The sequence below is a fragment of the Microbacterium hatanonis genome, from assembly GCF_008017415.1.
GTDB classification, from domain to species: domain Bacteria; phylum Actinomycetota; class Actinomycetes; order Actinomycetales; family Microbacteriaceae; genus Microbacterium; species Microbacterium hatanonis.
This window is the reverse complement of the sequence record NZ_VRSV01000002.1, coordinates 182,612-206,956: the sequence shown is the minus strand read 5'-3', so window position 1 is coordinate 206,956 and position 24,345 is coordinate 182,612. Positions and strand designations below refer to the sequence as shown.

The following is a 24,345-nucleotide window of genomic DNA, read 5'->3' as shown; positions in this document are numbered from 1 at the left end:
ACCCTCCCATGACGCTGACCGTCGCCCCCGTCCGCTTCGAACACCACCGCACCGCGCGGGGGATCGGCGAGGCGCGCCCGCGCCTGTCGTGGATCACCTCGGGCGCTCCGAACGGCTGGGTGCAGGCCGGGGTCGAGATCGAGCGGCGCGACGGCGCGACGGCCACCGTCGACGGCGGCGACTCGGTGCTCGTCGCGTGGCCGTTCGCACCCCTCACCTCCCGCGAGCGGCAGGACGTGCGCGTGCGGGTCACGGGCGCGGACGGGTCGGTCAGCGCGTGGAGCGAGTGGTCGTCCGTCGAGGCGGGGCTGCTCGATGCGGCCGACTGGTCGGCGCGGCTCGTCGGTCCCGCCGACGAGACCGTGGCCTCCCCCCTCGTCCGCGGGTCGTTCGATCTCCGCGACGACGAGATCGTGGCTGCTCGTGCCTACGCGACCGGCCACGGGCTCTTCCAGCTGGAGATCAACGGGCGCCGCGTCGGGGACGACGAGCTCGCACCCGGCTGGACGACCTACGGGTCGCGTCTTCGGTACAGCACCTACGACGTGACCGAGCACCTCGTCGCGGGCGCCAACGCGATCGGCGCATGGCTCGGCGACGGATGGTGGCGCGGGTACCTCGGCTGGGCGCAGAAGCGGGCGCTCTACGGATCGGACCTCGCCGTGCTGGTGCAGGTCGAGGTCACCTACGCCGACGGCACCCGCCAGGTCGTCGCATCCGGCACCGACTGGGTCAGCGGTGCCGGAGCGATCACCTCCGCCGACCTCTACAACGGCGAGCACTACGACGCCCGCGCCTTCGAGCCGGGGTGGTCGTCGGTCGCGTTCGATGCGGGGGACTGGACTCCCGTCGTCGAGCGCGACCTCGGAGACGTCGAGCTCGTCGCCCCCGACGGCCCGCCGGTGCGCGTGGTCGAGCAGCGCGCGGTGCAGGAGGTGCTGACCTCGCCGTCGGGCGCGACGATCCTCGACTTCGGCCAGAACCTCGTCGGCCGGCTGCGTCTGAGGGTCACGGGCGAGGCGGGGACAGTGGTCACCCTGCGTCACGCCGAGGTCCTGGAGCACGGCGAGCTGGCGACCGCTCCGCTGCGCGGCGCGAAGGCGACCGACACCTACACGCTCGTAGGCCGCGGGGTCGAGACCTGGGCGCCCCGCTTCACGTTCCACGGGTTCCGCTACGCCGAGGTCGCCGGATGGCCGGGCGATCTCGACCCGGCCGACATCGTGGCCGAGGTACTGCACTCGGACATGGCGCGCACCGGCTGGTTCGACGCGTCCGACGAGCTCGTCGACCGTCTGCACGAGAACGTCGTGTGGGGCATGAAGGGCAACTTCGTCGACGTGCCCACCGACTGCCCGCAGCGCGACGAGCGCCTCGGATGGACCGGCGACCTGCAGGTCTTCGCCCCCACCGCGACCTACCTCTACGACTCCGCCGGCTTCCTCGCCTCGTGGCTGAAAGACCTCGCCGCCGAGCAGCGCGCCCTCGGCGGCACCCCGATGGTGGTGCCCGCGATCGTCACCGGGTACAGCGGGCCGACGGCCGGGTGGGCGGATGCGGCGACCGTCGTGCCCTGGACGATCTATCAGGCCTACGGCGACGCGGGCGTGCTCGAGACCCAGTACGACAGCATGACCGCGTGGGTCGACGAGGTGACCGCCGCCGCCGGTGACGACCGGGTCTGGAGCGCGGGCTTCCAGTTCGGCGACTGGCTCGACCCCACGGCTCCGGCCCACCGGCCCGAGCAGGCTCAGACCTACCCCGAGATCGTCGCCACGGCGTACTTCGCGCGCTCGGCGCGGATCGTCGCCGAGACCGCGGCCCTCCTCGGCCGTGACGAGGATGCTGCGCGCTACGGCGCGCTCGCCGACGAGGTGCGCACGGCGTTCCACCGCGAGTACGTCTCGCCGTCGGGCCGACTTCTGTCCGATTCCACGACGGCGTACGCGCTCGCCCTGGTGTTCGACCTCATCGACGACCCCGCCGCCCGTCAGCGGGCGGCCGACCGCCTGGCCGTGATCGTCGCCGAGAGCGGCTACAAGATCTCCACCGGCTTCATCGGCACCCCGATCGTCACCGACGCGCTCAGCGCGAACGGCCACGTCGACACCGCCTACCGCCTGCTGCTCCAGACCGAGTCGCCCTCGTGGCTGTACACGGTGCGCCAGGGGGCCACCACGATCTGGGAGCGCTGGGACTCGCTGCTGCCGGACGGCACCGTCAACCCGTCGGGGATGACGTCGTTCAACCACTACGCCTTCGGCGCAGTCGCGGACTGGATGCACCGGGTCGTCGCGGGGCTCGCTCCCGCAGCTCCGGGGTACCGCCGCATCCTCTTCGCCCCCCAGCCGCCCCGCCGGCAGATCGCATCGGCGTCGGCGACGCTCGACACCCCGTACGGTCGGGCGGCCTCGAGCTGGACGATCGACGCGGGCCGTCTCGCGCTGACGGTGGAGGTGCCCGTCGGGGCGACCGGCGTGGTCGAGCTCCCCTCGGGCGCCACCCACGAGGTCGGGCCCGGCACGCACTCCTTCGCCGAGGCGTTCGAGGTCGACAGCGTCGAGCAGCGCACGTTCGACGTCGACTCCCGGCTGGGCGACATCATCGACGACGAGCGGGCGATGGCGGTGTTCACCGGTGTGATCGGCAAGTGGATACCCGAGGCGGCCGAGCACATGTCGGGCGGCCTGCGAGGACAGGGCGAGACCACCCCGAGGCAGATCAGCGCGATGCTGCCCGATCCCGCCGGAGTGCTCGCCGACTGGGAGCGCGGCTTCGCCGCGCTCGCCGCGGGGGAGGAGATCCCCGCCGAGATCCTCACCGCGCCGGTCGCGGAGACCGTCGACACCGGCCTCGTGGAGCAGGCGCGCCTGTTGACCGGTCGCGACTTCTGGTCGACGAACGAGGGCGCGGGGGTCGCCTCGATGGTCATGGTCGACGGACCGCACGGTGTGCGCCGCCAGGAGGGAACCGCCGACAACCTCGGATTCAACGACAGCGTCCCCGCGACCTGCTTCCCCCCGGGGGCGGCGATCGGATCGAGCTGGGATCGCGATCTCATCCGCGAGGTCGGAACGGCCCTCGGCCGGGAGGCCCGGGCGCTGCGGGTCAACATGCTGCTGGGACCGGCGATCAACATCAAGCGGTCGCCCCTGGGCGGTCGCACCTTCGAGTACCTCTCCGAGGACCCGCTGCTCACGGGGGTCCTCGCCGCCGAGTACGTGCACGGTGTCCAGTCGACGGGGGTCGGCACCTCGGTGAAGCACTTCGCCGTCAACAGCCAGGAGACCGACCGCATGCAGGTCTCCGCCGAGGTGGACGACCGGGCCCTCCGTGAGATCTACCTCCCCGCGTTCGAGCGGGTGGTGACCGAGGCGAACCCCACGTCGATCATGAGCGCGTACAACGCGATCAACGGGGTCTTCGCATCCGAGAACCGTTGGCTCCTCACCGAGCTGCTCCGCGAGGAGTGGGGCTACGACGGGCTCGTCGTGTCGGACTGGGGCGCGATCAAGGATCGCGTCGAGGCGCTCCGGGCCGGGCTCGACCTCGAGATGCCGGGCACCGGGGAGGAGGGCACGGGAGCGATCGTCGCCGCCGTGCGCGAGGGCCGGCTCGACCGCGGTGCGGTCGACGAGGCCGTCGCCCGCCTGGCCGCGCTGGTGGAGCGCACCGCCCTTCCCGCCGAGACGGAGCCCTTCGACGCCGACGCGCATCACGCGCTCGCGCGCCGGGCGGCCGCAGCATCCGTCGTGCTCCTGCGCAACGAGCACGCGACCCTCCCGCTGGTCGCGGGGCAGCGGATCGCCGTGATCGGCGCACTCGCCGAGCACCCGCAGTACCAGGGCGGCGGCAGCTCCCACGTCAATCCGACGCGGCTCGACGTGCCCCTCGACCAGCTGCGCGCGGCACTCGGCGACGACCGCGTTCAGTACGCGCCCGGCTACGGCGACACGGACGCCGACGCGCTCAGGCAGGAGGCCGCGGATGCTGCGGCCGAGGCCGACGTGGCGGTGGTGTTCGTCGGGCTGTACGAGAAGGACCAGTCCGAGGGCTTCGACCGCACCCACATCGACCTCCCCGCCGACCACGTCGCGCTGATCCAGGCCGTCGCCGGCCGAGCGGGGCGCACGGTGGTGGTGCTCTCGAACGGCGGCGTCGTCTCGCTCGAACCGTGGCACGACACCGTCGACGCGATCGTCGAGGGCTGGGCTCTGGGGCAGGCCGTCGGCAGCGCGCTCGCCGACGTGCTCACCGGTGCCGTCAACCCGTCGGGGCGCCTGGCGGAGACGATCCCGCTGCGGCTCGAAGACACCCCGTCGTACCTGAACTTCCCCGGCGACAACCTCGCGGTGCGCTACGGCGAGGGCGTCTTCGTCGGCTACCGCTACTACACGTCGACCGGCCACCCGGTGCGCTACCCCTTCGGCCACGGTCTGAGCTACACGACCTTCGCCTACGACGCCGTCGAGGCGACCGTGACCGGGCCGGATGCGGCGTCGGTGTCGGTCACGGTGCGCAACACCGGCGAGGTCGCGGGTTCCGAGATCGTGCAGGTCTATCTCGCCCCCGCCCGATCGAGCGTGCGCCGACCGGTGCGCGAGCTCGCCGGGTTCGCGAAGGTCGAGCTGGCTCCGGGAGAGTCGGCCACCGTCGAGATCGCGTTGAGCCGGCGCTCGTTCGCGCACTGGGACGCCGGGAAGGACCGCTGGTGGGTGCAGCCGGGCACCTACACCGTCGAGATCGGCCGGTCGTCGGTCGACATCGCGCTCGCCGCCGACGTCGCGATCGAGGGCGACACCGACCGGCCCGAGCCGCTCACGCTGGGCTCGACCGTGGGCGAGTGGTTCGGCCACCCCGTGGTCGGCCCCGCGCTGATGCAGGCGATGATGGCGGACGCCAGCCAGGAGCAGCTCGACGCGGCCGACGACAACGGCAACATGCTGAAGATGGTCGAGTCGATGCCGATGGGTCAGTTCGCCCGTTTCCCCGGGGTGGAGATCCCCGACGCAGCTCTCGAGCAGCTCATCGAGCTGAGCCACGCCGCCGAGGTCGCCGCGCTCTGATCCGTGCGGCGGGGGAGGGAGTTCGCTTCCTCCCCCGGAGGCGCGCGCGAGTCGACGTCGTCTCGCCGAGAAGACACCCCTCCTGCGCGAAGATCGTGTCGCCTCGGCGAGACGACAGCGTCTCGACGAGCAGGGCGGATGCTGCGCGGTGGCGCAGGACCCGTCAGGCCAGCCAGACCGTGGTGTCGGGCGGGAGCATGCGGCCCTCGAGCGGCTCGCTCGCGACGACGACGGTGCCCGCGGGCAGCTCGAGCGGCGCGGAGCCGATGTTCGTCAGCACGTGCAGGTCGCCGTTGCGGAACGACAGGACGTCGGGTCCGGCACCGTCGACCCACGTGAGGGTGCCGGCACCGAGGCCGCGGGCGCGACGCTCGGCCAGCATCGTCTCGTAGAGGGAGAGGGTCGACGCGGAATCGCCCTGCTGCGCGTCGCGGGCGAGGGTCGCCCACTCGGCGGGCTGCGGAAGCCACGAGGCGCCCGTGTCGCTGAAGCCGAAGGCGGGGCCGTCGCTGGTCCAGGGGAGAGGGACGCGGCATCCGTCGCGCCCGTACTTCTCGCCGTCGGTGCGGAACCAGGTCGGGTCCTGACGCGCGTCGTCGGGCAGGTCGATCGCTTCGGGCAGCCCGAGCTCCTCGCCCTGGTAGATGTAGGCCGAACCCGGGAGCGCGAGCATCAGCGCCGACGCGGCACGGGCGCGGCGGAGTCCCAGCGCAGGATCGGGCTTGCCGACCGTGTTCGGGCCGATGCCCGCACCCTGCGGGATGTCGGCGGGGAGCCCCAGGCGCGACGCGTGACGCACGACGTCGTGGTTCGACAGCACCCACGTGCTCGGAGCGCCCACGGCGCCGTAGGCGCGCAGCGACTCGTCGATGACCGAGCGGAGGTCGGCCGCGTTCCAGTGGGTCTCGAGGAAGACGAAGTTGAACGCCTGGTGCATCTCGTCGGGACGCACCCACAGCGCGGTCTTCTCGATGGTCGGGAGCCATGCCTCGGCGCACAGGGCGCGGTCGCCGTCGTACTGGGCGAGCACCTCGTGCCAGTCGCGGTAGATCTCGTGCACGCCGGGCTGGCCCCAGTACGGCACGTTCGCCTCGTCGCCGCCCATCGAACCGCCCTCCGGCGAGGGCGTGTAGTCGGGCAGACCCGCCTCCTTGACGAGGCCGTGCGCGACGTCGACGCGGAACCCGTCCACGCCCCGGTCGAGCCAGAAGCGCAGCACGGTGCGGAACTCCTCGCGCACCTCTTCGTTCGACCAGTCGAAGTCGGGCTGGGAGGTGTCGAACAGGTGCAGGTACCACTGGCCGGGGGCGCCGCCCGCTTCGGTGACGCGGGTCCACGCGGGGCCGCCGAAGACCGAGTCCCAGTTGTTCGGGGGGAGCTCGCCGTGCTCACCGCGCCCGTCGCGGAACATGTAGCGAGCGCGCTCGGGGCTGCCGGGGCCGGCCGCGAGGGCGTCCTGGAACCAGACGTGCTGGTCGCTCGAGTGGTTGGGCACGAGGTCGACGATGATGCGGATGCTGCGTGCGTGCGCCTCGGCCAGCATCCGGTCGAAGTCGGACAGCGTGCCGAAGAGCGGGTCGACGTCGCAGTAGTCGGCGACGTCGTAGCCGGCGTCCTTCTGCGGAGACCGCTGGAAGGGGCTCAGCCAGATCGCGTCGACGCCGAGCTTCTCGAGGTCGTCGAGGTGCGCGGTGACGCCGGGCAGGTCGCCGATGCCGTCGCCGGAGCTGTCGGAGAACGAGCGGGGATAGATCTGGTAGATGACGGCGGTGCGCCACCACTCGGATCCGGTCTCGGTCGGTCGTGCCTCGGTCGTCGCCACGGTCTCAACGGTCGTCATGCGACCAGGTTACCGAATCGGTTCGATCCGTTGCTGAGAGCGGCTTCCGACCGCGAGACCGCAGCTGCCCGACGAGACCCGGGGCGCATGTCGGGGGCTGGTCGCGCGGAACGGGTCTGACGGTCACCCGGATAACGCAGCGAGGCCGCGTTGTCCAGCGGTGGCTGCGAACGGCGCGAGGCGGCTTGGCTCGGATCATGGCTGATTCCACCCCCTTCTCCCACGTCATCGTCGGCGGCGGGATGGTCGCCGACAGCGCGGCACGCGGCATCCGCGAGGTCGACGCCTCCGCGACGATCCTGATCCTCAGCGACGACGTCGATGAGCCGTACACCCGCCCGGCGCTGAGCAAGAAGCTCTGGACCGACCCCGAGTTCACCGAGGAGCAGGTGCCGCTGGACACCGCCGCCGACACCGGCGCGGAGATCCTGCTGCGCACCACCGTGCGGGCCGTCCGACCCGACGCGCACGAGGTGGTCACGACCGACGGCCGCACCTTCACCTACGGGCGGCTGCTTCTGGCGACCGGTGGCCGACCGGTGGCGCTGCCCCTCGACGACGCCTCCGACGGTGGCCGCTCGATCGCGTTCCGCACGGCCGAGGACTACCGGCGGCTGCGGGCCCTCGCCGACGCGGGCGGATCGATCATCGTCGTGGGCGGCGGCTACATCGGCACGGAGCTCGCCGCGGCCCTCGTGCAGAACGGCATGGCGGTGACGCTCGTGCACACCGGCTCGGTGCTGGGCGACGACGTCTTCCCCGCCGATCTCGCGCGCCGTTTCGAGCAGATGTTCCGCGACGCCGGCGTCGAGCTGGTCGGTGGCAGCCGCGTCTCCGGTGGAGCGGTCGACGGCTCCGGGGCACGTCTCGAGCTGGAGAACGGCGATGAGCTCCGCGCGGATGCCGTCGTCGGCGGCCTCGGCATCACCCCCGAGACGCGTATCGCCGAAGACGCCGGGCTCGTCGTGGAGGACGGGATCGTCGTCGACGAGTTCTTGCGCACGTCTGCGGCCGACGTCTTCGCCGCGGGCGACGTCGCCCGCTATCCCGACCGCATCCTCGGCCGCCGCCGGGTGGAGCACGTCGACAACGCGCAGGAGATGGGGCGGTCGGTCGGGCGCAACCTCGCCGGAGCGGACGAGCCCTACACGCACACGCCCTACTACTACTCCGCCGTGTTCGGCCACCGGTACGAGGCGGTCGGCACGCTCGACGCGTCGCTCGACACGGTCGAGGACTGGCAGGAGCCCTTCGAGCGCGGCGTCGTCTACTACCTCGACGGCGGGCGGGTGGTCGGCGTGCTGCTGTGGGGCGTGGAAGACCGGCGCGACGCCGCTCGCGCCGTGCTCGCCGCCGCCGACGAGCTCACTCCCGACGACCTGCGCGGCCGCATCCGCTGAGCCGGGCCCGACCGCGAGACCGCTTCGGCGTGGCGAGACCCGGCTTCGGTGCCGGGGTCTCGCCGGGCAGGACGGGTCTCGCGGTCTGCGGCGGCCGCGGCTCGCGTAAGGTCGTACGGTGCCTGACGCCTCCGCCCTCGCCCGCGCCGAATCGCTCATCGGGTCGATCCCCGATTACCCGCAGCCGGGGGTCGTCTTCCGCGACATCACGCCGTTGCTGGCGGATGCTGCCGCCCTCCGTGCCACGATCGACGCTCTGCTGGAGCCCTTCGCGGGCGGCTTCGACGTCGTCGCCGGGATCGAAGCGCGCGGATTCCTGCTCGCCGGAGCCGCGGCCGTCGCCGCCGGGGTCGGGTTGGTGCCGATCCGGAAGGCCGGGAAGCTGCCGCGCCCCGCAGCATCCGTCTCCTACGCCCTCGAGTACGGCACCGCCGCGATCGAGATGCACGACGATCTGCCCCGCGGAACCCGCGTGCTGCTGCTCGACGACGTGCTCGCCACCGGCGGCACGCTCGCCGCGGGGCGAGAGCTCGTGCACGCCCTCGGCAGCGAGGTCATCGGCACGGCGGCGCTGCTCGAGATCGACGTGCTCGGCGGGCGCGCGGCGCTGGGCGACGCCCCGCTGCACTCGCTCTTCCACGTCTGACGAGCACCAGCCGCCGAGAGGCCAAGACACCCGGACCGCCACGCAGGGTCGTCCGGGTGTCTTGGCCTCTCAACGCTTCTCAGCGCTTCTCAGCGGCGAGGTCAGACGAACGCGGGCAGGTCCAGCCAGGCGTCGGGGGCGGGTGCGGCGCCGTCGCGCGTGACCGTGCCCTCGATGAGGCCGTAGGGGCGGTCGGCGGCGAAGAAGACCTCGTTCGGATTCTCGAGGCCGAACGACGACAGGTCGACGACGAAGTGGTGCTTGTTCGGCATCGCGAAGCGCACCTCCGCGATCTCGGGGCGGGCCTCGATCGCGGCCCTGCCCATCTCGAAGAGGGTCTGCTGCAGAGCGAGCGAGTGCACCGACGCGAAGGTCGCCAGCAGCACCTCGGTTACCTCGGCGTACAGGCCGTCGTAGTCGATGCCGGCCTCGACCGCCTCGGGCAGGAACCGCCAGCGCCCCGTCACCGAGGTCGCCATGATCCGGTCGTCGGTCTCGACGAGGGTCGTGTACCGATCCCGCGGGAAGCCGGCGAACTCGCTGCCGGTCGTCTTCAGCACCGTGAGATCCTTCACCCCGCCGGTCACGTGCACCGAGCCGTCGATCGACTGCACGGTCGCGAGGCGAGTGCCCTGACCCTGCCTCACGAACGAGTGGTCGTGCGGCACGCCGTCGACGAGGATCCGCTCCCACGCGTACTGCTCGGCCTGGAAGAGTCCGCCCTCGATCCAATCGAACGACGAGGTGAAGTGATCGGCGAGCGAGAGCAGGAACTCTTCGGGCGAGCGGATGCCGTGTTCCTTCGCGAAGGCGAAGACGGTGTTCTTCTGCGTGTCGGTCGCCACGACCATCGAGTTGTCGCCCGTGAGGTACGCCGACGCGAGGGCGGCACCCCGCAGCTGCGACGTCACGTTGAGGTCGACGATCTCGTGCCGGGCGGAGTCGCGCACGACGCGCACGACCCGGTTCTCGGCCTTGCCGTACTTGTTGGCGCCGAGGCTGACGCTCACTTCTGTCATATTCAGCTCCCGCGGTAGGTCGAGTAGGCGAAGGGGCTCAGCAGCAGCGGCACGTGCAGGTGCCGGCCCGAGCCGTCGACCGTGAAGGTCACGGCGACATAGGGGTGGAACGTCGGTGTGTCACGCGCGGCGAAGTACTCGCCCGTGAGGAAGGTCAGCGTGTAGTCGCCGGGCTCGAGCGTCTCGGGTCCGAGAGCGAGACGCCCGTCGGCGTCGGTGGCCCCGTGGGCGACGATCGCCCCGGCGGCCTCCGCGGTGACGGCCCCGCCAGATGCGTGGGCGAGCACGACCGACACCTCGGCGGCCGGATTCCCCGTCGCCGCGTCGAGCACGTGCGTAGTGAGGTGGGTCATTCCTGCTCCTCCGGGAGGGTGGGCGCGGCGAACGTCTCGCGCAGTCTCAGCAACGCGATCTCGGCCAGCTGCGCGGTCGCCTCGCGGGTCTCGGTCTCAGGATCGTTCGACAGGCGGCGTTCGAGCTCGGCGAGCATCTCCGACGGCGTCCGGCCGGCGGCGCGGATCAGGAACACCCGACCGAACCGCTCCTCGTACCGCGCGTTGCCCTCGGCGATCGCGCCGACGACGTCATCGCCCGCGGCCGACATCGATGCCTGCTCGCGACGGGAGGCCGAGGCCGCGGCATCCGCGCCCGACACGCGAGCCCCGATGCGGGGGTGGTGGGCGAGGGCTGATTCCAGATCGGCGGGCGTCCACTGCTGCGCGAGCGCGCCCGCATACGCTGCGAGGGCGTCGACCGAGCCGAACGGGCGACCCGTCACGATCGCGTTCACCCACCCGTCCACCTCGGCCCAGACGCGGGCGGTCGCGGTCGCTGGGGCCTCGTCGGCCGCGTCGAATTCGCTCAGTTCCATCCCGTCACCGTATCGAGCGCACATTTCGGGCGAGCGGCGGAAATGTTGCCCTGGGTAACATCCGGGAAACGCGGCGCACCTAGCGTGGTCGTCATGACCGCGTTCCCCGCCCTGCCCACCACGGTCGCCGCGCGCCGTGTCTGGACGGGTGCCGCCTTCGTGCCCGCCACCGTCCGCACCGTCGGCGGGGTGATCGCCGCCGTCGACGCCTTCGACCCGCGCGCCGATCTCGTGCTCGACGACGAGAGGATGCTGCTCCCCGGCCTCGTCGACTCCCACGTGCACCTCGACGAGCCCGGGCGCACCGAATGGGAGGGCTTCGCGACCGGCACGGCCGCCGCTGCCGCCGGCGGGGTGACGACCCTGCTCGACATGCCGCTGAACAGTGTGCCGGTGACCACCACGGTCGAGGCGCTCGCCGACAAGCGCGACGCCGCCCGGGGCAAGCTCGCCGTCGACGTCGGGTACTGGGGCGGAGCGGTGCCCGAGAACATCGGCACCCTGTCCGAGCTGGATGCGGCGGGCGTCGTCGGCTTCAAGTGCTTCCTGTCGCCGTCGGGCATCGACGAGTTCGGGCATCTCGCCCTCGACCAGCTCGAGGCCGCGCTCGCCGAGATCGCCGCGCTCGGCAGCATCCTCATCGTCCACGCCGAAGACCCCTCGCACCTGCACGCCGACGGCCCGCTCGGAGAGGTGTACGCCGACTTCGTCGCCTCGCGTCCGCCGCGGAGCGAGCGCGAGGCGATCCTCGCGGTGATCGAGGCGTCGCGGCGCACCCGCGGGCGGGCGCACATCGTGCACGTCTCCGACGGCGGGGCGCTCGACGCGGTCCGTGCCGCCAAGGCCGAGGGCGTGCCGCTCACCGTCGAGACGTGCCCGCACTACCTCACGCTCCGCGCCGAAGACGTCCCTGCGGGGGCGGCGGAGTTCAAGTGCTGCCCGCCGATCCGCGACGCCGCGAACCAGGACCTCCTGTGGCAGGGCCTGCTCGACGGCACGATCGACGCGGTCGTCAGCGATCACTCCCCGTCGACCGCCGACCTCAAGTCGTCTCCCGACTTCGGGCTCTCGTGGGGCGGGATCTCGGGCCTGCAGACCGGCTTCGCAGCCGTCCACACCGAGGCGCACCGCCGCGGGGTGCCGATCGAGCGGCTGCTCCCGCTGTTCACCACCGGCCCCGCCCGCATCGGCGGCCTCGCCGGACGCGGGCGCATCGCGGCCGGCGAGCCGGCCCACCTCGTCGTGTTCGACCCCGACGCCGTGCGCACGGTCGACGCCTCGACGCTCGAGTACCGCAACAAGATGTCGCCGTGGCACGGGCAGGAGCTGCGGGGCGGGGTCGAGGCGACCTACGTGCACGGCGGGCTCGCCTACAGCGCCGCCGGTGTCGGCGAGCGGCGGGGGCGTGAGATCCTGGCCGGATCCGCGTCACTCGCGGAGTGAGGAGCGCGCGATGACGATCGAGATCCTCCAGCCCGGCGTGGGTGAGACCCCCGGCGACCACTATCTCCCCGCCTCGCCCGAGACCGTGCGGTGGGGGCGGCTGCCGTGCGAGACGGATGCTGCGGTGCTCACCGTCGCGCCCGGCGAGACCGTCACGATCGACACCGTCTCGCACGAGGGCATCCTCGACGATCAGGGGAAGGATCCGCGCGCGTTCTTCGCGTCGCACGGGGTCGCGGCCTCCGAGGTGCTCCACGATGCGGTCGAGATCGCCGCATCCGTGACCCGTGACCCGGCCGCCGACGGCCCGCACGTGGTCACCGGACCGATCCGGATCGAGGGCGCCGAGCCCGGCGACCTGCTGAAGATCACGGTCGTGAAGCTCGTGCCGCGCGTGCCGTACGGAGTGATCTCGAACCGCCACGGCAAGGGGGCCCTCGTCGGAGAGCTGCCGCGCGGGGCGGGGAACGTCAGCGTCTTCAGCCCGGTGGTCGAACGCGACGGCGAGCTGTTCGGGAGCCTCCCGGTGACCGAGGGCGGCGAGCGGGTCGTCACGTTCCCGCTCGCACCGTTCCTCGGAACGATGGGGGTCGCCGTCGCCGGATCCGATCGGCCGCACTCCGTACCGCCCGGGGCGCACGGGGGCAACATCGACATCAACCTGCTCGTCGAGGGCACCGTGCTCTACCTGCCGGTGCAGGTCGACGGCGCCCTCGCGTACGTCGGCGACCCGCACTTCGCGCAGGGCGACGGCGAGGTCGCGCTCACCGCGCTGGAGGCATCGCTGCGCGCGACCCTGCGGTTCGACGTCGTCGCGAGGGATGACGCCCTCGCCGAGTTCGGCGAGGTCACGGGGCCGCTCGTCCGCACGGCGGAGTATCTGGTTCCCACCGGCCTCGATCCCGACCTGAACGCGGCGATGCGTGCGTGCGTGCGCGCCGCCCTCTCGCTGATCCGGGCGCGGTGGGGTCTCGACGAGCACCTCGCGTACGCATACCTGAGCGCGGCGACCGACTTCGACATCTCGCAGGTGGTCGACATCGTGTGCGGCGTGCACGCCCGCATCCGCGAGTCCGACTTCGCGGCGGTAGCGACGGCGGGAGACGCGCGATGAGCGCCCCCGATCTTCCGAAAGGCCAAGACACCCGGACGACGCCCGACCACGCTCCGGGTGTCGTGGACTCTCAGCCGCCGATCCCCGCCGATCTGCGCGCGGCGTTCGACGTCTACGAGCGGGCGCTCATGAGCGACGACGTCGCGGTGCTCGACGAGGCGTTCGCCTCGGGGTCCGAGGTCATGCGGGGGGATGCTGCGGGGCTGCTCGTCGGCGACGACGCCCTCCTGGCCTTCCGGAAGCTGCGCGGCGGGGTGGCTCCCCGCACCATCGAGCGGATCGAGTACCGCCCTCTCGCCGAGGACGTGGCGCTGCTGGTGTCGGTCTCGCGCTTCCGGGGCGGGGGCACCGGGCTCCAGACACAGGTCTGGCAGCGGGTCGAAGGGCGCTGGGTCATCACGGCCGCCCACGTCACCGGCCGTGCGCAGGCGCTCGACCGTGCCGTCTGGCGCCAGGTCGGCGACCCGTTCCTGCAGGGCGCGTGGGAGGGGCCGCTGGCCGGACTCACCGTTGCGGTGAAAGACCTCTTCGCCATCAAGGGCTTCCGCATCGGTGCGGGCAACCCGGCGTACCTCGAGAGCGCACGGGCCGAGGCGACGACCGCCGCCGCCGTCTCCGACCTGCTGCGCGGAGGCGCGTCTTTGCGCGGTATCGCCCGCACCGACGAGTTCGCGTACTCGATCGCGGGCGACAACCCGCACTACGGCACTCCGCCCAACGGCGCCGTCCCGGGGGCTCTCCCCGGCGGCTCGTCGAACGGGCCGGCATCGGCGGTCGCGACCGGGCAGGCCGAGATCGGTCTGGCCACCGACACCGCCGGATCGGTCCGCGTCCCCGCGTCGTACCAGGGGCTGTGGGGGCTGCGCACGACTCACGGGCTCGTTCCGCGCCAGGGTCTGCTGCCCCTCGCGCAGTCGTTCGACACGGTCGGCTGGATCACCCGCGACGGCGAGACCCTGCAGCGGGTCGCCGACTGGTGCCTGAGCTACGACGGGTCGGAGTCGACCGAGAGCGTGTGGGGGGAGTCGGGTCCCGACCTGCCGTGGCGTCTGCGCGTGCCGGCCGAGATCCGCGCCGATGCCGATCCCGCCACGGTCGCCGCCTTCGACGCACTGATCGAGGCTCTGGCGAGCGCGACCGACGGCCCCGCCGTCGACGAGGTGCCCATCGGCGACCTCGCCGCGCCCGCGGCCGCGTTCCGTGCGGTGCAGGGCGCCGAGGCGTGGCGCAACAACGGCGAGTGGCTGGAAGCGCATCCCGGTGCGGTCGGCCCGGCCGCGGCCGAGCGCTTCCGGGCCGGTGCCGCCGTGACGGCCGAGGGCGAAGCATCCGCCCGTTCTTCGCTGGCACCTCTGCGCGACCGCCTCGACGCGCTCGTGCGCGACGCGGTGCTGATCTTCCCCACCGTGCCCGGCCCGGCACCCGCGCGCACCGCCGACCCGGCCGACATCGACGCGACCCGCGCGGCGACGCTGCGCATGACCGTGCCCGCCGCGGTGGCGGGCCTGCCCGCCGTCTCGGTGCCGCTGCTCACCGTCGCCTCGCCCCTGGGTCCGGCTCCGGTCGGGGTGTGCCTCGTCTCGCGCGCCGGCACCGACATCGCGCTCGTACGCCTGGCCCGCCGCCTCGAATCCCTCGTCCGTCGAACGGAGACCCCATGACCTTCCCCGCACCGATCGACCCGCCCGCACGTCTGCTGATGGGGCCCGGGCCGATCTCGGCGTACCCGAGCGTGCTGCGGGCGATGTCGGCGCCCCTCGTCGGACAGTACGACCCGTTCATGACGGCGACGATGACCGAGACCCAGGAGCTCTACCGCCAGGTCTGGGCGACCGACAACGACGCGACCGTGCTCGTCGACGGCACCTCCCGCGCCGGGATCGAGGCCGCGATGATCTCGCTCGTGCGGCCGGGCGACCGCGTGCTCGTGCCGATCTTCGGCCGCTTCGGACACCTGCTCGCCGAGATCGCCGAGCGAGCGATGGCCGAGGTGCACACGATCGAGGTGCCGTGGGGCGAGGTGTTCCCCGTCTCGGCCGTCCGCGACGCGATCGAGCGTGTGAAGCCCCACCTCCTCGCGCTCGTGCAGGGCGACACGTCGACGACGATGCTGCAGCCCCTCGACGAGATCGGCGAGCTGTGCCGGGCGAACGGGGTGCTGTTCTACACCGACGCGACCGCCTCGCTCGGCGGCAACGCGTTCGAGATGGACGCCTGGGGACTGGATGCGGCGACCGCCGGCCTGCAGAAATGCCTCGGCGGACCGTCGGGGTCGGCCCCGATCAGCCTGTCCGACGCGGCGGTGGAGGTCATCCGCTCCCGCACCCGCATCGAGGCCGGCATCCGCGAGGCGGGCGACCCGACGGCGTCCGATTTCGTGCGATCGAACTACTTCGATCTCGGCATGATCCTCGACTACTGGGGCCCCCGTCGCCTGAACCACCACACCGAGGCGACCACCATGCTCTACGGCGCCCGCGAATGCGCGCGGGTGCTGCTGCTCGAGGGCCGCGACGCCGTCATCGACCGGCACCGCCTGCACGGCGAGGCGATGCTCGCGGGGGTGCGCGGGCTCGGCCTGACCGTCTTCGGCGACGTCGCCCACAAGATGAGCAACGTCGTCGCCGTCGAGATCCCCGAGGGCGTGCCGGGGGATGCGGCGCGCTCCGCGATGCTCGACGACTTCGGCATCGAGATCGGCACATCGTTCGGCCCGCTCCACGGGCGGGTCTGGCGCATCGGCACGATGGGGTACAACGCCCGCACCGACGCCGTGCTGCAGACCCTCGCCTCCCTCGAGACGGTGCTGCGCCGCTTCGGCGCCCCGGTGCCCGCCGGCGGCGGGGTCGAGGCCGCGAACGACGTCTACCGGGCGGCGAGCTGACACGTGCAGAGCCGACTCCGGGTCGAGCCCGACCGCCTCGCCGCAGCCGCCCGCCGGGTGATGCAGCGTTGCGACGAACTCGCGCGCGTCACCTCGACCCCCGGACGCATCGAACGCGTCTACCTCTCGACCGAGCACGCCCGTGTCAACAGGCTCGCCGCCGAATGGATGCGAGAGATCGGCATGACCACGCGTCAGGACGCCGCGGGCAACCAGGTCGGGCGCCTCGCGCCCTCGGCGGGCTCGGCGACCCCGCGCGATGACGCTCCTGCCCTCATGATCGGTTCGCACCTCGACACGGTGCCCGATGCGGGGCGCTTCGACGGGATCGTCGGTGTGCTCATGGGCCTGGAAGTGGTGCGGATGCTGCGCAGCATCCGAGACGACGGACTCGCCGTCTCGCCCCTCCCGTTCGCTCTGGAGGTGGTGGCGTTCTCCGACGAGGAGGGGACGCGGTTCGGCAAGGCGCTGCTCGGGTCGTCGGCGGTCGCCGGCACGTGGGACGACGCCTGGTGGTCGCTCGCCGACGCCGACGGCGTGACCCTCCGGCAGGCGTTCCTCGAGTTCGGACTCGATCCGGGCAGGGTCGGGGAGGCCGCGCGCCGACCCGACGAACTCGTCGGGTACCTCGAGGCCCACATCGAGCAGGGACCCGAGCTGCACCGCCGCGGCGAGGCGCTCGCCGTGGTGTCGTCGATCGCCAGCGCGCGACGGTTCCAGCTCGTGGTGGAGGGCGAGGCCCGCCACGCCGGCGGAACCCCGTACGACATGCGGCGCGATGCCCTGCTCGGGGCGAGCGAGATCGCCCTCGCCGTCGAGCGGATCTGCCGGGGCGAGCACCACATCATCGGCACGGTCGGGCAGCTGGAGGCCTTCCCGGGGGCGGTCAACATCGTGCCCGGCGAAGCCCACCTCTCCGTCGACCTCCGCGGGGAGTTCGACGGTGCGCGCGACCGGGTGTGGGACGCCATCTCGCGTGAGGTGGACGAAGCGATGGGGCGTCGCGGGCTCCGCTGGCATGCCCGCGAGGTGCACAACGCCCCGGCGGTGTTCTGCGCGCCGCTGCTGCAGGACGTCGTACGCGCGGGCATCCGCGGCCCCGGCTCGGAGGAACCGCCCAAGATCTTCAGCCGCGCCGGCCACGACGCCATGTCGATCGGTGCCATCACCGACGTCGGGATGCTGTTCCTCCGAAACCCCGACGGGATCAGCCACCACCCCGACGAGGCGGTCTCCGCCGCCGACGTCGCCCGCGGCATCGAGGCGCTCGCCGAATCGGTGCTGCACCTCGCAGCCGAGCCCCGCTGAGCCCGAGACGTCCCGATCGGCCGAGACGCGCCGCCAGGCGGGAAGTCTCGGCCGATCGATGTGTTGACCCGCACACCTGTAACGGCGGCGAAACATCGCGCCAGTGTTCGTGAAATCTACATCGCCTAGCGTCGGGGTCACGCGCAGTGTCGAGGCCCAGGGCGTGCGCGTTCCTACCCGAAGCACCACATCCGTCAGGAGTGTCCATGTCCTTCCTTCTCCCTCGGCGCGCCAAGCGCCTCGCCGCAGCCCTCGCCGGGATCGCCGTCGCGGCCGTCGCCCTCTCCGCCTGCGCGGGCGGCACGACCGAGACCGCCGGCGGCGAGGCCTCGGCCAGCGCCGACGGCTTCGGCGACATCACGCTGCAGCTCAGCTGGATCTTCAACGAGGAGTTCGCCGGTGAGTACATCGCCGACTCCAAGGGCTACTACACCGACGCCGGCTTCTCGTCGGTGCAGCTGGTCCCCGGCCCCTCGGGCGGCGTTCCCGAGCTCCTGAGCGGCACGGCCGACATCGCGCTGAGCGACTCGGTGCAGGTCGGCGCCGCCGTCGCCAACGAGTCGGCACCGCTGAAGATCATCGGCGCGACGTTCCAGGCGAACCCCTTCACGGTGCTCTCGCTCAAGGACGGCGGCGACATCGCCACCCCCGAAGACCTCAAGGGCAAGAAGATCGGCGTCCAGGACTCCAACCTGACGCTCTTCAACGCGCTGCTGGCCGCGAACGACATCGACGCCTCCGAGGTCACCATCGTCCCCGTGCAGTACGACCCGGCGCCGCTGATCAACGGCGAGGTCGACGGCTTCGTCGCCTACCTCACCAACGAGGCCATCTCGGTCGAGATGGCGGGCACCGCCACCACCAACCTGCCGTTCGCCGACAACGGTCTGCCGTTCGTCGCCGAGACGGTCACGGTGACCGACGACACCATCGTGAACAACCGCGAGATGCTCAAGGCGTTCCTCGTCGCCGAGATCAAGGGCTGGACCGACGCCCTCGCCGACCCGCAGGCCGGCGCCGACCTCGCCATCAACACCTACGGCACCGACCTCGACCTCGACCCGGCCAAGACCCTCGCCGGTTCCGAGGCCCAGAACCTGCTGGTCGTCTCGGACGAGACCGAGGAGAACGGCATCTTCACCATCTCCGATGCCCTGCAGGCGGAGACCATCAAGAGCCTCGCGGGAGCGGGGATCAACCTCGAAGCATCCGACCTCTTCGACCTCAGCCTGCTGGCCGAGGTCTACGAGGAGAACCCGGATCTCGTCGCCTACGCGGGCTGAGATCCCTTTGGGAGTGCAATTGTGACCGATACGGCCACCGAGACCGGTGCCCAGGGGACGACCCTGGGCACCGGCCTGCAGATCACCGGACTGAACAAGGTCTTCAGCGTCGGACGCAAGAGCGTCGTCGCGCTGCAGGACGCCAACCTCCACACCGACCAGGGAACGTTCCTGGCCCTCCTCGGTCCATCGGGGTGCGGCAAGTCGACGATCCTGCGGATCCTCGCCGGTCTGGAGGACCCGACCAGCGGCACTACCCGTGTCGACGGCAAGAGCCCCAAGGAGCTGCGCCGGGGCAACGAGCTGGGCATCGCTTTCCAGGATTCGGCGCTCCTGCCGTGGCGGAGCGTGCAGTCGAACATCCAGTTGCCGTTCGAAGTCGCGGGCAAGCCCGTCGACAAGGCCTACGTCGCGGAGATGATCGACCTGGTCGGGCTCAAGGGCTTCGAGAAGGCGAAGCCCGCGCAGTTGTCGGGCGGCATGCGCCAGCGCGTGTCGATCGCCCGGTCGCTGATCATGAAGCCCTCGGTGCTGCTGTTCGACGAACCGTTCGGCGCCCTCGACGACATGACACGGCAGAAGCTCAACCTCGAGCTGCTGCGCATCTGGACCGAGAAGCCCGCGACGACCCTCCTGGTCACGCACGGCATCTCGGAGGCGATCTTCCTCTCCGACCAGGTGGCCGTCATGAGCCCGCGTCCCGGGCGGATCAAGGAGGTCATGACCATCGACCTCCCTCGTCCGCGGACCCCCGAGATGATGCGCACGCCCGAGTTCCACGCCTACGTCGATCACGCGCAGGAACTGCTGTTCGGCGTCGGAGGCGCCGCCGCCGATGACCATTGACGCTCCCGCGACGAAGAGCCCGGGCGGTCCTGCCCCCCAGGACTCGAAGCCGCGCGCGATCCAGTGGGAGGACATCGCGCTTCCCGCGTGGCTGACCGGGGCGATCGGCGTCATCGGCATCATCGCGGTCTGGTGGATCCTCGCGGCGACGGTGTTCTCGAACGTCGGCCCCGGCGGGGTTCAGGCCATTCCGACTCCGCTGCAGGTCGTCGTGGAGTTCTTCGACACCGGGTGGGAGTTCTACGCCAAGAACTTCGGCATCACGCTGACCGAGGCGGGCATCGGCTACCTCTGGGGGAACGGCCTCGCCCTCGTGCTCGCCGCGCTCGTGCTGATCGTGCCGCGCCTGGAGGGCGTGGTGATGCAGATCGCGATCATCACCTACTGCATCCCGATCGTTGCGCTGGGTCTGCTGCTGACCGTGATCGTCCCGATCCCGACGGCCGGTCAGCCCTCGACGACAGCGGTGTTCCTCGCCGCGCTGAGCTGCTTCTTCACGACCGTCGTCGGCGCGCTCCTCGGGCTGAAGGCAGCCGACAAGGCGAGCCTCGACCTCATCACCGTCTACGGCGGCTCGCGGCTCACGCAGCTGCGGAAGGTGCGTCTCATCGCCTCCCTCCCCGCGATCCTCAACGCCCTCCAGATCGCGGTGCCCGCGGCCTTCCTCGGTGCGGTGCTCGGGGAGTTCTTCGGCAAGATCACCGTGGGCGTCGGTCCGGCCATGATCGCCGCCCAGCAGGCACTCAACTCGGCCCGGGTGTGGGACATCGCGCTCGCCTCCGGGGCCGTCGCTCTCCTGGGCTACGCGCTGCTCGGTCTCATCTCGCGGGCCGTCGCGCCCTGGTCGAAGGGAGCATCCCGATGAGCATGGACACCCTGCCCGCGGTCACCGTGCCGGGCGGCGCCGAGTCGATCGCGAAGCTGAACGCCGAGATCCGCCGTGAGGCGACGAAGTCCACCGTCCGAGCACTCACCCGTGCTCTCCTGACCTTCGTGCTCACCATCGTCGCGGTGCTCGTCATCTGGGTCGGAGCCCTCGGGGTCTTCCAGGTGTCGGCCTACGTCGGCAAGGGACCGATCGACGTCTGGAACTTCCTCTTCACGGTGCCCAACGCCGAGGCGAACCGGGCGCAGTTGTTCGGTCAGCTCGGTGTGACCCTCGGCCACTCGTTCGTCGGGTTCGCCGCGGGCCTCGTCGTCGCACTGCTGGTGGCGATCGTGTTCCAGCTGAGCAAAGGCGTCGAGCACGCGCTCATGCCGATGGCGATGCTGCTGCGCTCCGTGCCGCTCGTGGCCATGGCGCCCGTGATCATCCTCATCTTCGGACGCGAGTTCGCCTCGGTCGCCGTGATCGGCGGGATCGTGGTGCTCTTCCCGGCCCTCGTGAACATCGTGTTCGGCCTCAAGTCGGCCTCGCCGCAGATGAACGACCTCGTCGCCGTCTACGGCGGCAACGCCTGGACGCGACTGCGCAAGGTCGCCCTGCCGAGCTCCCTGCCCGAGTTCTTCGCGGCGGTGCGCATCTCGGTGCCGGGCGCGATCACCGGCGCGCTCCTCGCGGAATGGCTCGCGGTCGGCGGCGGCATCGGCGGTGCCGTCGGCGGCTACATCGCCGGGGCGCAGTTCTCGGCGGTGTGGACGGCCGTCGTGCTGGTCACCGGCACCGCGCTCATCCTCTACAACCTCGTGCAGATCGTCGAGTCGGTGGTGCTGGCCCGCATGGGCATGGCCGACCGGTCCTGACGCATCCTGACGCATCCCGCCGCATCCGCCGCATCCGTCCGCCCGAAAGGACACTCCCGCATGACCTCCCTGACCGACTTCGCCTTCGGCCTGCCCAAGGCCGAGCTGCATCTGCACCTCGAGGGCACGCTCGAGCCCGAGCTCAAGTTCGACCTCGCCGCGCGCAACGGCATCGAGCTCGCCGAGAAGACCGTCGACGCGGTGAAGGCGACGTACGACTTCACCGACCTGACGAGCTTCCTCGCGGTGTACTACCCGGCGATGAACGTGCTGCAGACGGCCGACGACTTCCACGACCTGGCCTGGGCGTACCTGCTGCGTGCGAAGGAGCAGGGTGTCGTGCACGTCGAGATGTTCTTCGACCCGCAGGCGCACACGAGCCGCGGGGTGCCCTTCGGCAACGTCATCGGCGGCTACCGGAGGGCAGCGGTCCGCGCCGAGAGCGAACTGGGCATCTCAGCCGAACTGATCCTCTGCTTCCTCCGCGACTTCTCGGCCGAGCACGCCATGACGACGCTCATGGAGGCGCTGCCGTACAAGGCGTGGATCATCGGTGTGGGCCTCGACTCCGACGAGCGCGACAACCCGCCCGGCAAGTTCGCCGACGTCTTCGCCCGCGCGAAGGCCGAGGGGTTCTTCCTCACGATGCACTGCGACATCGACCAGGTCGGCTCGGTCGACAACATCCGAGCGGTCATCGAGGAGATCGGGGTCGACCGCATCGACCACGGCACGAACATCGTCGAGGATCCCGCGCTCGTCGCCCTCGCGAAGGAGCGCGGTCTCGGGTTCACCACCTGCCCCGTGTCGAACTCGTTCGTGACCGAGCAGATGAAGGCCGACGAGATCGTGGGGCTCCTGCGCGAAGGCCTGCGGGTGACGGTCAACTCCGACGACCCGGCCTACTTCGGCGCCTACGTCGGCGAGAACTACGTCGCCCTCGCCGAGCAGGCGGGGCTGTCGCAGACCGACCTCGTGCAGCTCGCGATCAACTCCTTCGAGGCGTCGTGGCTCACCCCCGCGCGCCGCGCCGCGTTCGTCGCCGCGGTGGAGGCGTACGCGACCGACCACGGAGTGGCGCTCCCCGCCTGAGGCCGACATGACGACGATGGTCGAGGGTGCCGCGCACGACGAGAAGGCCGCGAGTCTGCGCCTGGGCGCGCACATCCGCCTCCTGCGTCATGCCCGCGCGATGACGCTGGTGCAGCTCGCCGACGCGACCGATCTGTCGCATCCGTTCCTCAGCCAGCTCGAGCGCGGGCTCGCCCAGCCGAGCCTGTCGACCCTGCGACGCGTGGCGGTGGCGCTGGAGACCAGTCCGATCGAGCTGATCGCCGCCGCCGACGCTCCCGACGAGAAGGCGGCCGAGGTCGAGGTGCATCGCTCGGACGAGCGGCTGGTCGACGACGGATTCGCCGCGACCCCGGCCCGAACCCTCGCGCACGGGACGAGACCGATGCATCCGCTCGAGGTCGTGGGCGAGAACGTCGTCGCGGGCGAGGCGTATGTCCATGCCGAGGACGAGTTCCTCTACGTGCTGGCGGGAGCCGTGCGTGTCGACCTCGCCGGCGAGGTGCTCACGCTCGGTCGAGGCGACTCCGTCTACTACCGCGGCGGGGTGGCGCACCGCTGGTGGTCGGCGACGGGCGAGACCTACCGGCTTCTCGTTGTGAAGCAGGGTCCGAGCGGCTGGAGGAACGCATGATCTCGTACGCCGATTATCTTCAGCTGCTGCCGAAGACCGAGCTGCACTGCCATCTCGTCTCGACGATGCGACCCGCGACGCTGCAAGAGCTCGCGCTGCGCTCGTCGGTCGAGCTGTGGACCGACGATACCGACCGCCTGTTCGAGTTCGGCGATCTCGTCGAGTTCCTCCATGGCTGGCGCGTGGCGCACGAGGTGCTGCGCAGGCCCGCCGATCTGGAGCGGGTCGCGTGGGAGGGCGTGGCCGATGCCGTTGCGGAGGGCAATCTGCGCTATCGCGAGTACTACATCAACCCGCAGTACTTCGCGCACCCGGCGACGCCCGGGGTGGCGCCGATGTCGTACGTCGAGGTGCTGACCGCGGCGATCGCTGGTCTGAGGCGGGCCGAGCGCGAACTGGGCGTCGGCTTCCGCGTCATCGTGGCGATCAACCGGCGGGAGTCCGCCGAAGCGGCCGTCGACCTGGTGCGCGAGATGATCGCGCACCCCTTCCCGGAGGTCGTCGGGATCGGCCAGGACGACCTCACGCCGGAGAACACCGAAGACCCGCTGAGGTTCGCCGCCGCGTACGCGTTGGCGGGTGAGCACGGACTCCTGCGCACCGCCCATGTGGGCGAGACGCCGTCGGCGAGCCCGCACAACGTCCGCGACGCGATCGAGGTTCTGGGGTGCGATCGAATCGACCACGGCTACCGCGTGATGGACGACCCGGCGGTGCTTGCGCTGGCTCTCGAGCGAGGGATCGGCTTCGCCACCACCCCGGTGTCGACGACGATCTGCTCGGGGTGGGTGCTCGATCCCGCGCACCGCATCCGGGCGATGATCGACGCCGGGCTTGCGGTGTCGGTCTCGACCGACGATGCGATGTTCTTCCGCACCGATCTTGGCCGGGAGTACCGCGAGGGGCTCCGGGCGATGGGGATCGACGCCGAAACGGCCAAGCGCATCGCGCTCACCGGTATCGACACCGCGTTCTGCGACGACGAGCAGAAGCGGATGCTGCGCGCCGACTTCACCGCGCAGTTCCTCGCACTCGACGCCCTCCTCGAGCGCTGACCCGGGTCGCTCCTCGTGCCGCCCCCGTCCGCGGTTCACGCGGGAGGAGATGTGCGCACGGGAGGTGCGTTCCCCAGCATCCGCCCTCCGGACTGCAGACCCCCTCCGGTGTGCGCGGGGAT

Annotated in this window: 19 protein-coding genes; 15 read left to right on the top strand and 4 right to left on the bottom strand. The window is 71.4% G+C overall.

The features are described 5' to 3' along the window. The first annotated feature begins 8 nt into the window (after positions 1-8). Positions 9-5,066: a family 78 glycoside hydrolase catalytic domain gene (locus FVP77_RS17075; protein ID WP_246134085.1), complete on the top strand. Its 5,058-nt coding sequence runs from the start codon at positions 9-11 to the stop codon at positions 5,064-5,066. Positions 5,067-5,229: 163 nt separating this feature from the next. Here the strand turns inward: FVP77_RS17075 and FVP77_RS11150 are convergent, their stop codons facing one another. Then, positions 5,230-6,906 carry a glycoside hydrolase family 13 protein gene (locus FVP77_RS11150; RefSeq protein ID WP_147894693.1) on the bottom strand — a complete coding sequence of 559 codons (1,677 nt, stop codon included), beginning with the start codon at positions 6,904-6,906 and terminating at the stop codon, positions 5,230-5,232. Positions 6,907-7,103: 197 nt separating this feature from the next. Here FVP77_RS11150 and FVP77_RS11145 point away from each other — a divergent pair, with 197 nt between their 5' ends. Together FVP77_RS11145 and FVP77_RS11140 are read left to right on the top strand one after the other, a co-directional pair. Beyond that, the gene (locus FVP77_RS11145) at positions 7,104-8,306 is read left to right on the top strand and encodes an NAD(P)/FAD-dependent oxidoreductase (protein WP_147894692.1); all 1,203 of its coding nucleotides are present in this window, start codon (positions 7,104-7,106) and stop codon (positions 8,304-8,306) included. Between the two features lie 118 nt (positions 8,307-8,424). Next, the gene (locus FVP77_RS11140) at positions 8,425-8,952 is read left to right on the top strand and encodes an adenine phosphoribosyltransferase (RefSeq protein ID WP_147894691.1); all 528 of its coding nucleotides are present in this window, start codon (positions 8,425-8,427) and stop codon (positions 8,950-8,952) included. Positions 8,953-9,053: 101 nt separating this feature from the next. On the opposite strand, the gene pucL is transcribed toward FVP77_RS11140, so the two are convergent. The 3 genes from pucL to uraD are packed head-to-tail and all read right to left on the bottom strand — an operon-like array spanning position 9,054 to position 10,842. Then, positions 9,054-9,971: a factor-independent urate hydroxylase gene (gene pucL, locus FVP77_RS11135; protein ID WP_147894690.1), complete on the bottom strand. Its 918-nt coding sequence runs from the start codon at positions 9,969-9,971 to the stop codon at positions 9,054-9,056. A gap of 2 nt (positions 9,972-9,973) precedes the next feature. Further along, positions 9,974-10,324 carry a hydroxyisourate hydrolase gene (gene uraH, locus FVP77_RS11130; RefSeq protein WP_147894689.1) on the bottom strand — a complete coding sequence of 117 codons (351 nt, stop codon included), beginning with the start codon at positions 10,322-10,324 and terminating at the stop codon, positions 9,974-9,976. Further along, positions 10,321-10,842 (bottom strand): 2-oxo-4-hydroxy-4-carboxy-5-ureidoimidazoline decarboxylase, encoded by a 522-nt coding sequence (gene uraD / locus FVP77_RS11125; RefSeq protein WP_147894688.1) that lies wholly within the window; start codon positions 10,840-10,842, stop codon positions 10,321-10,323. The genes uraH and uraD overlap by 4 nt, the downstream gene beginning before the upstream one ends. 93 nt (positions 10,843-10,935) lie before the next feature. Between uraD and allB the strand changes: the two genes are divergently transcribed. From allB to FVP77_RS11065, 12 genes are all read left to right on the top strand, one after another. Next, complete coding sequence (gene allB, locus FVP77_RS11120) at positions 10,936-12,285, top strand: allantoinase AllB (RefSeq protein ID WP_147894687.1); 1,350 nt, start codon at positions 10,936-10,938, stop codon at positions 12,283-12,285. A gap of 10 nt (positions 12,286-12,295) precedes the next feature. After that, positions 12,296-13,399, top strand: coding sequence for an acetamidase/formamidase family protein (locus FVP77_RS11115; RefSeq protein ID WP_147894686.1), 1,104 nt, complete (start codon positions 12,296-12,298; stop codon positions 13,397-13,399). Further along, positions 13,396-15,060 (top strand): AtzH-like domain-containing protein, encoded by a 1,665-nt coding sequence (locus tag FVP77_RS11110; protein ID WP_147894685.1) that lies wholly within the window; start codon positions 13,396-13,398, stop codon positions 15,058-15,060. Before FVP77_RS11115 ends, FVP77_RS11110 begins: the two co-directional genes overlap by 4 nt. Beyond that, entirely contained in the window at positions 15,057-16,283 is a 1,227-nt protein-coding gene (locus FVP77_RS11105; protein ID WP_147894684.1) for a pyridoxal-phosphate-dependent aminotransferase family protein, read from the top strand. The genes FVP77_RS11110 and FVP77_RS11105 overlap by 4 nt, the downstream gene beginning before the upstream one ends. Before the next feature lie 3 nt (positions 16,284-16,286). Continuing rightward, positions 16,287-17,591 carry an allantoate amidohydrolase gene (locus tag FVP77_RS11100; RefSeq protein WP_246134084.1) on the top strand — a complete coding sequence of 435 codons (1,305 nt, stop codon included), beginning with the start codon at positions 16,287-16,289 and terminating at the stop codon, positions 17,589-17,591. Positions 17,592-17,797: 206 nt separating this feature from the next. Then, positions 17,798-18,874: an ABC transporter substrate-binding protein gene (locus tag FVP77_RS11095; protein WP_147894683.1), complete on the top strand. Its 1,077-nt coding sequence runs from the start codon at positions 17,798-17,800 to the stop codon at positions 18,872-18,874. A gap of 21 nt (positions 18,875-18,895) precedes the next feature. After that, positions 18,896-19,720 carry an ABC transporter ATP-binding protein gene (locus FVP77_RS11090; protein ID WP_183042495.1) on the top strand — a complete coding sequence of 275 codons (825 nt, stop codon included), beginning with the start codon at positions 18,896-18,898 and terminating at the stop codon, positions 19,718-19,720. Further along, positions 19,710-20,585: an ABC transporter permease gene (locus tag FVP77_RS11085; protein ID WP_147894682.1), complete on the top strand. Its 876-nt coding sequence runs from the start codon at positions 19,710-19,712 to the stop codon at positions 20,583-20,585. The genes FVP77_RS11090 and FVP77_RS11085 overlap by 11 nt, the downstream gene beginning before the upstream one ends. Beyond that, a complete protein-coding gene (locus FVP77_RS11080; protein WP_246134083.1) occupies positions 20,582-21,463 on the top strand; it encodes an ABC transporter permease in 882 nt (293 codons plus the stop codon). Before FVP77_RS11085 ends, FVP77_RS11080 begins: the two co-directional genes overlap by 4 nt. 60 nt (positions 21,464-21,523) lie before the next feature. Then, positions 21,524-22,555: an adenosine deaminase gene (gene add, locus FVP77_RS11075; RefSeq protein WP_147894681.1), complete on the top strand. Its 1,032-nt coding sequence runs from the start codon at positions 21,524-21,526 to the stop codon at positions 22,553-22,555. Between the two features lie 7 nt (positions 22,556-22,562). Beyond that, positions 22,563-23,168, top strand: a complete 606-nt coding sequence (locus FVP77_RS11070; RefSeq protein ID WP_147894680.1) for a helix-turn-helix domain-containing protein — start codon at positions 22,563-22,565, stop codon at positions 23,166-23,168. After that, positions 23,165-24,223: an adenosine deaminase family protein gene (locus FVP77_RS11065; protein ID WP_147894679.1), complete on the top strand. Its 1,059-nt coding sequence runs from the start codon at positions 23,165-23,167 to the stop codon at positions 24,221-24,223. Before FVP77_RS11070 ends, FVP77_RS11065 begins: the two co-directional genes overlap by 4 nt. The last annotated feature ends 122 nt before the right edge of the window (positions 24,224-24,345 follow it).

What these genes read in the sequence shown, in the direction of transcription:
- FVP77_RS11110 (WP_147894685.1), top strand. Translation starts at nt 13,396, where the DNA reads ATGAGCGCCCCCGATCTTCCGAAAGGCCAAGACACCCGGACGACGCCC.
- FVP77_RS11065 (WP_147894679.1), top strand. Translation starts at nt 23,165, where the DNA reads ATGATCTCGTACGCCGATTATCTTCAGCTGCTGCCGAAGACCGAGCTG.
- uraH (WP_147894689.1), bottom strand. Translation starts at nt 10,324, where the DNA reads ATGACCCACCTCACTACGCACGTGCTCGACGCGGCGACGGGGAATCCG.
- pucL (WP_147894690.1), bottom strand. Translation starts at nt 9,971, where the DNA reads ATGACAGAAGTGAGCGTCAGCCTCGGCGCCAACAAGTACGGCAAGGCC.
- FVP77_RS11070 (WP_147894680.1), top strand. Translation starts at nt 22,563, where the DNA reads ATGACGACGATGGTCGAGGGTGCCGCGCACGACGAGAAGGCCGCGAGT.
- uraD (WP_147894688.1), bottom strand. Translation starts at nt 10,842, where the DNA reads ATGGAACTGAGCGAATTCGACGCGGCCGACGAGGCCCCAGCGACCGCG.
- FVP77_RS11115 (WP_147894686.1), top strand. Translation starts at nt 12,296, where the DNA reads ATGACGATCGAGATCCTCCAGCCCGGCGTGGGTGAGACCCCCGGCGAC.
- FVP77_RS17075 (WP_246134085.1), top strand. Translation starts at nt 9, where the DNA reads ATGACGCTGACCGTCGCCCCCGTCCGCTTCGAACACCACCGCACCGCG.
- add (WP_147894681.1), top strand. Translation starts at nt 21,524, where the DNA reads ATGACCTCCCTGACCGACTTCGCCTTCGGCCTGCCCAAGGCCGAGCTG.
- FVP77_RS11095 (WP_147894683.1), top strand. Translation starts at nt 17,798, where the DNA reads ATGTCCTTCCTTCTCCCTCGGCGCGCCAAGCGCCTCGCCGCAGCCCTC.
- allB (WP_147894687.1), top strand. Translation starts at nt 10,936, where the DNA reads ATGACCGCGTTCCCCGCCCTGCCCACCACGGTCGCCGCGCGCCGTGTC.
- FVP77_RS11150 (WP_147894693.1), bottom strand. Translation starts at nt 6,906, where the DNA reads ATGACGACCGTTGAGACCGTGGCGACGACCGAGGCACGACCGACCGAG.
- FVP77_RS11145 (WP_147894692.1), top strand. Translation starts at nt 7,104, where the DNA reads ATGGCTGATTCCACCCCCTTCTCCCACGTCATCGTCGGCGGCGGGATG.
- FVP77_RS11085 (WP_147894682.1), top strand. Translation starts at nt 19,710, where the DNA reads ATGACCATTGACGCTCCCGCGACGAAGAGCCCGGGCGGTCCTGCCCCC.
- FVP77_RS11105 (WP_147894684.1), top strand. Translation starts at nt 15,057, where the DNA reads ATGACCTTCCCCGCACCGATCGACCCGCCCGCACGTCTGCTGATGGGG.
- FVP77_RS11080 (WP_246134083.1), top strand. Translation starts at nt 20,582, where the DNA reads ATGAGCATGGACACCCTGCCCGCGGTCACCGTGCCGGGCGGCGCCGAG.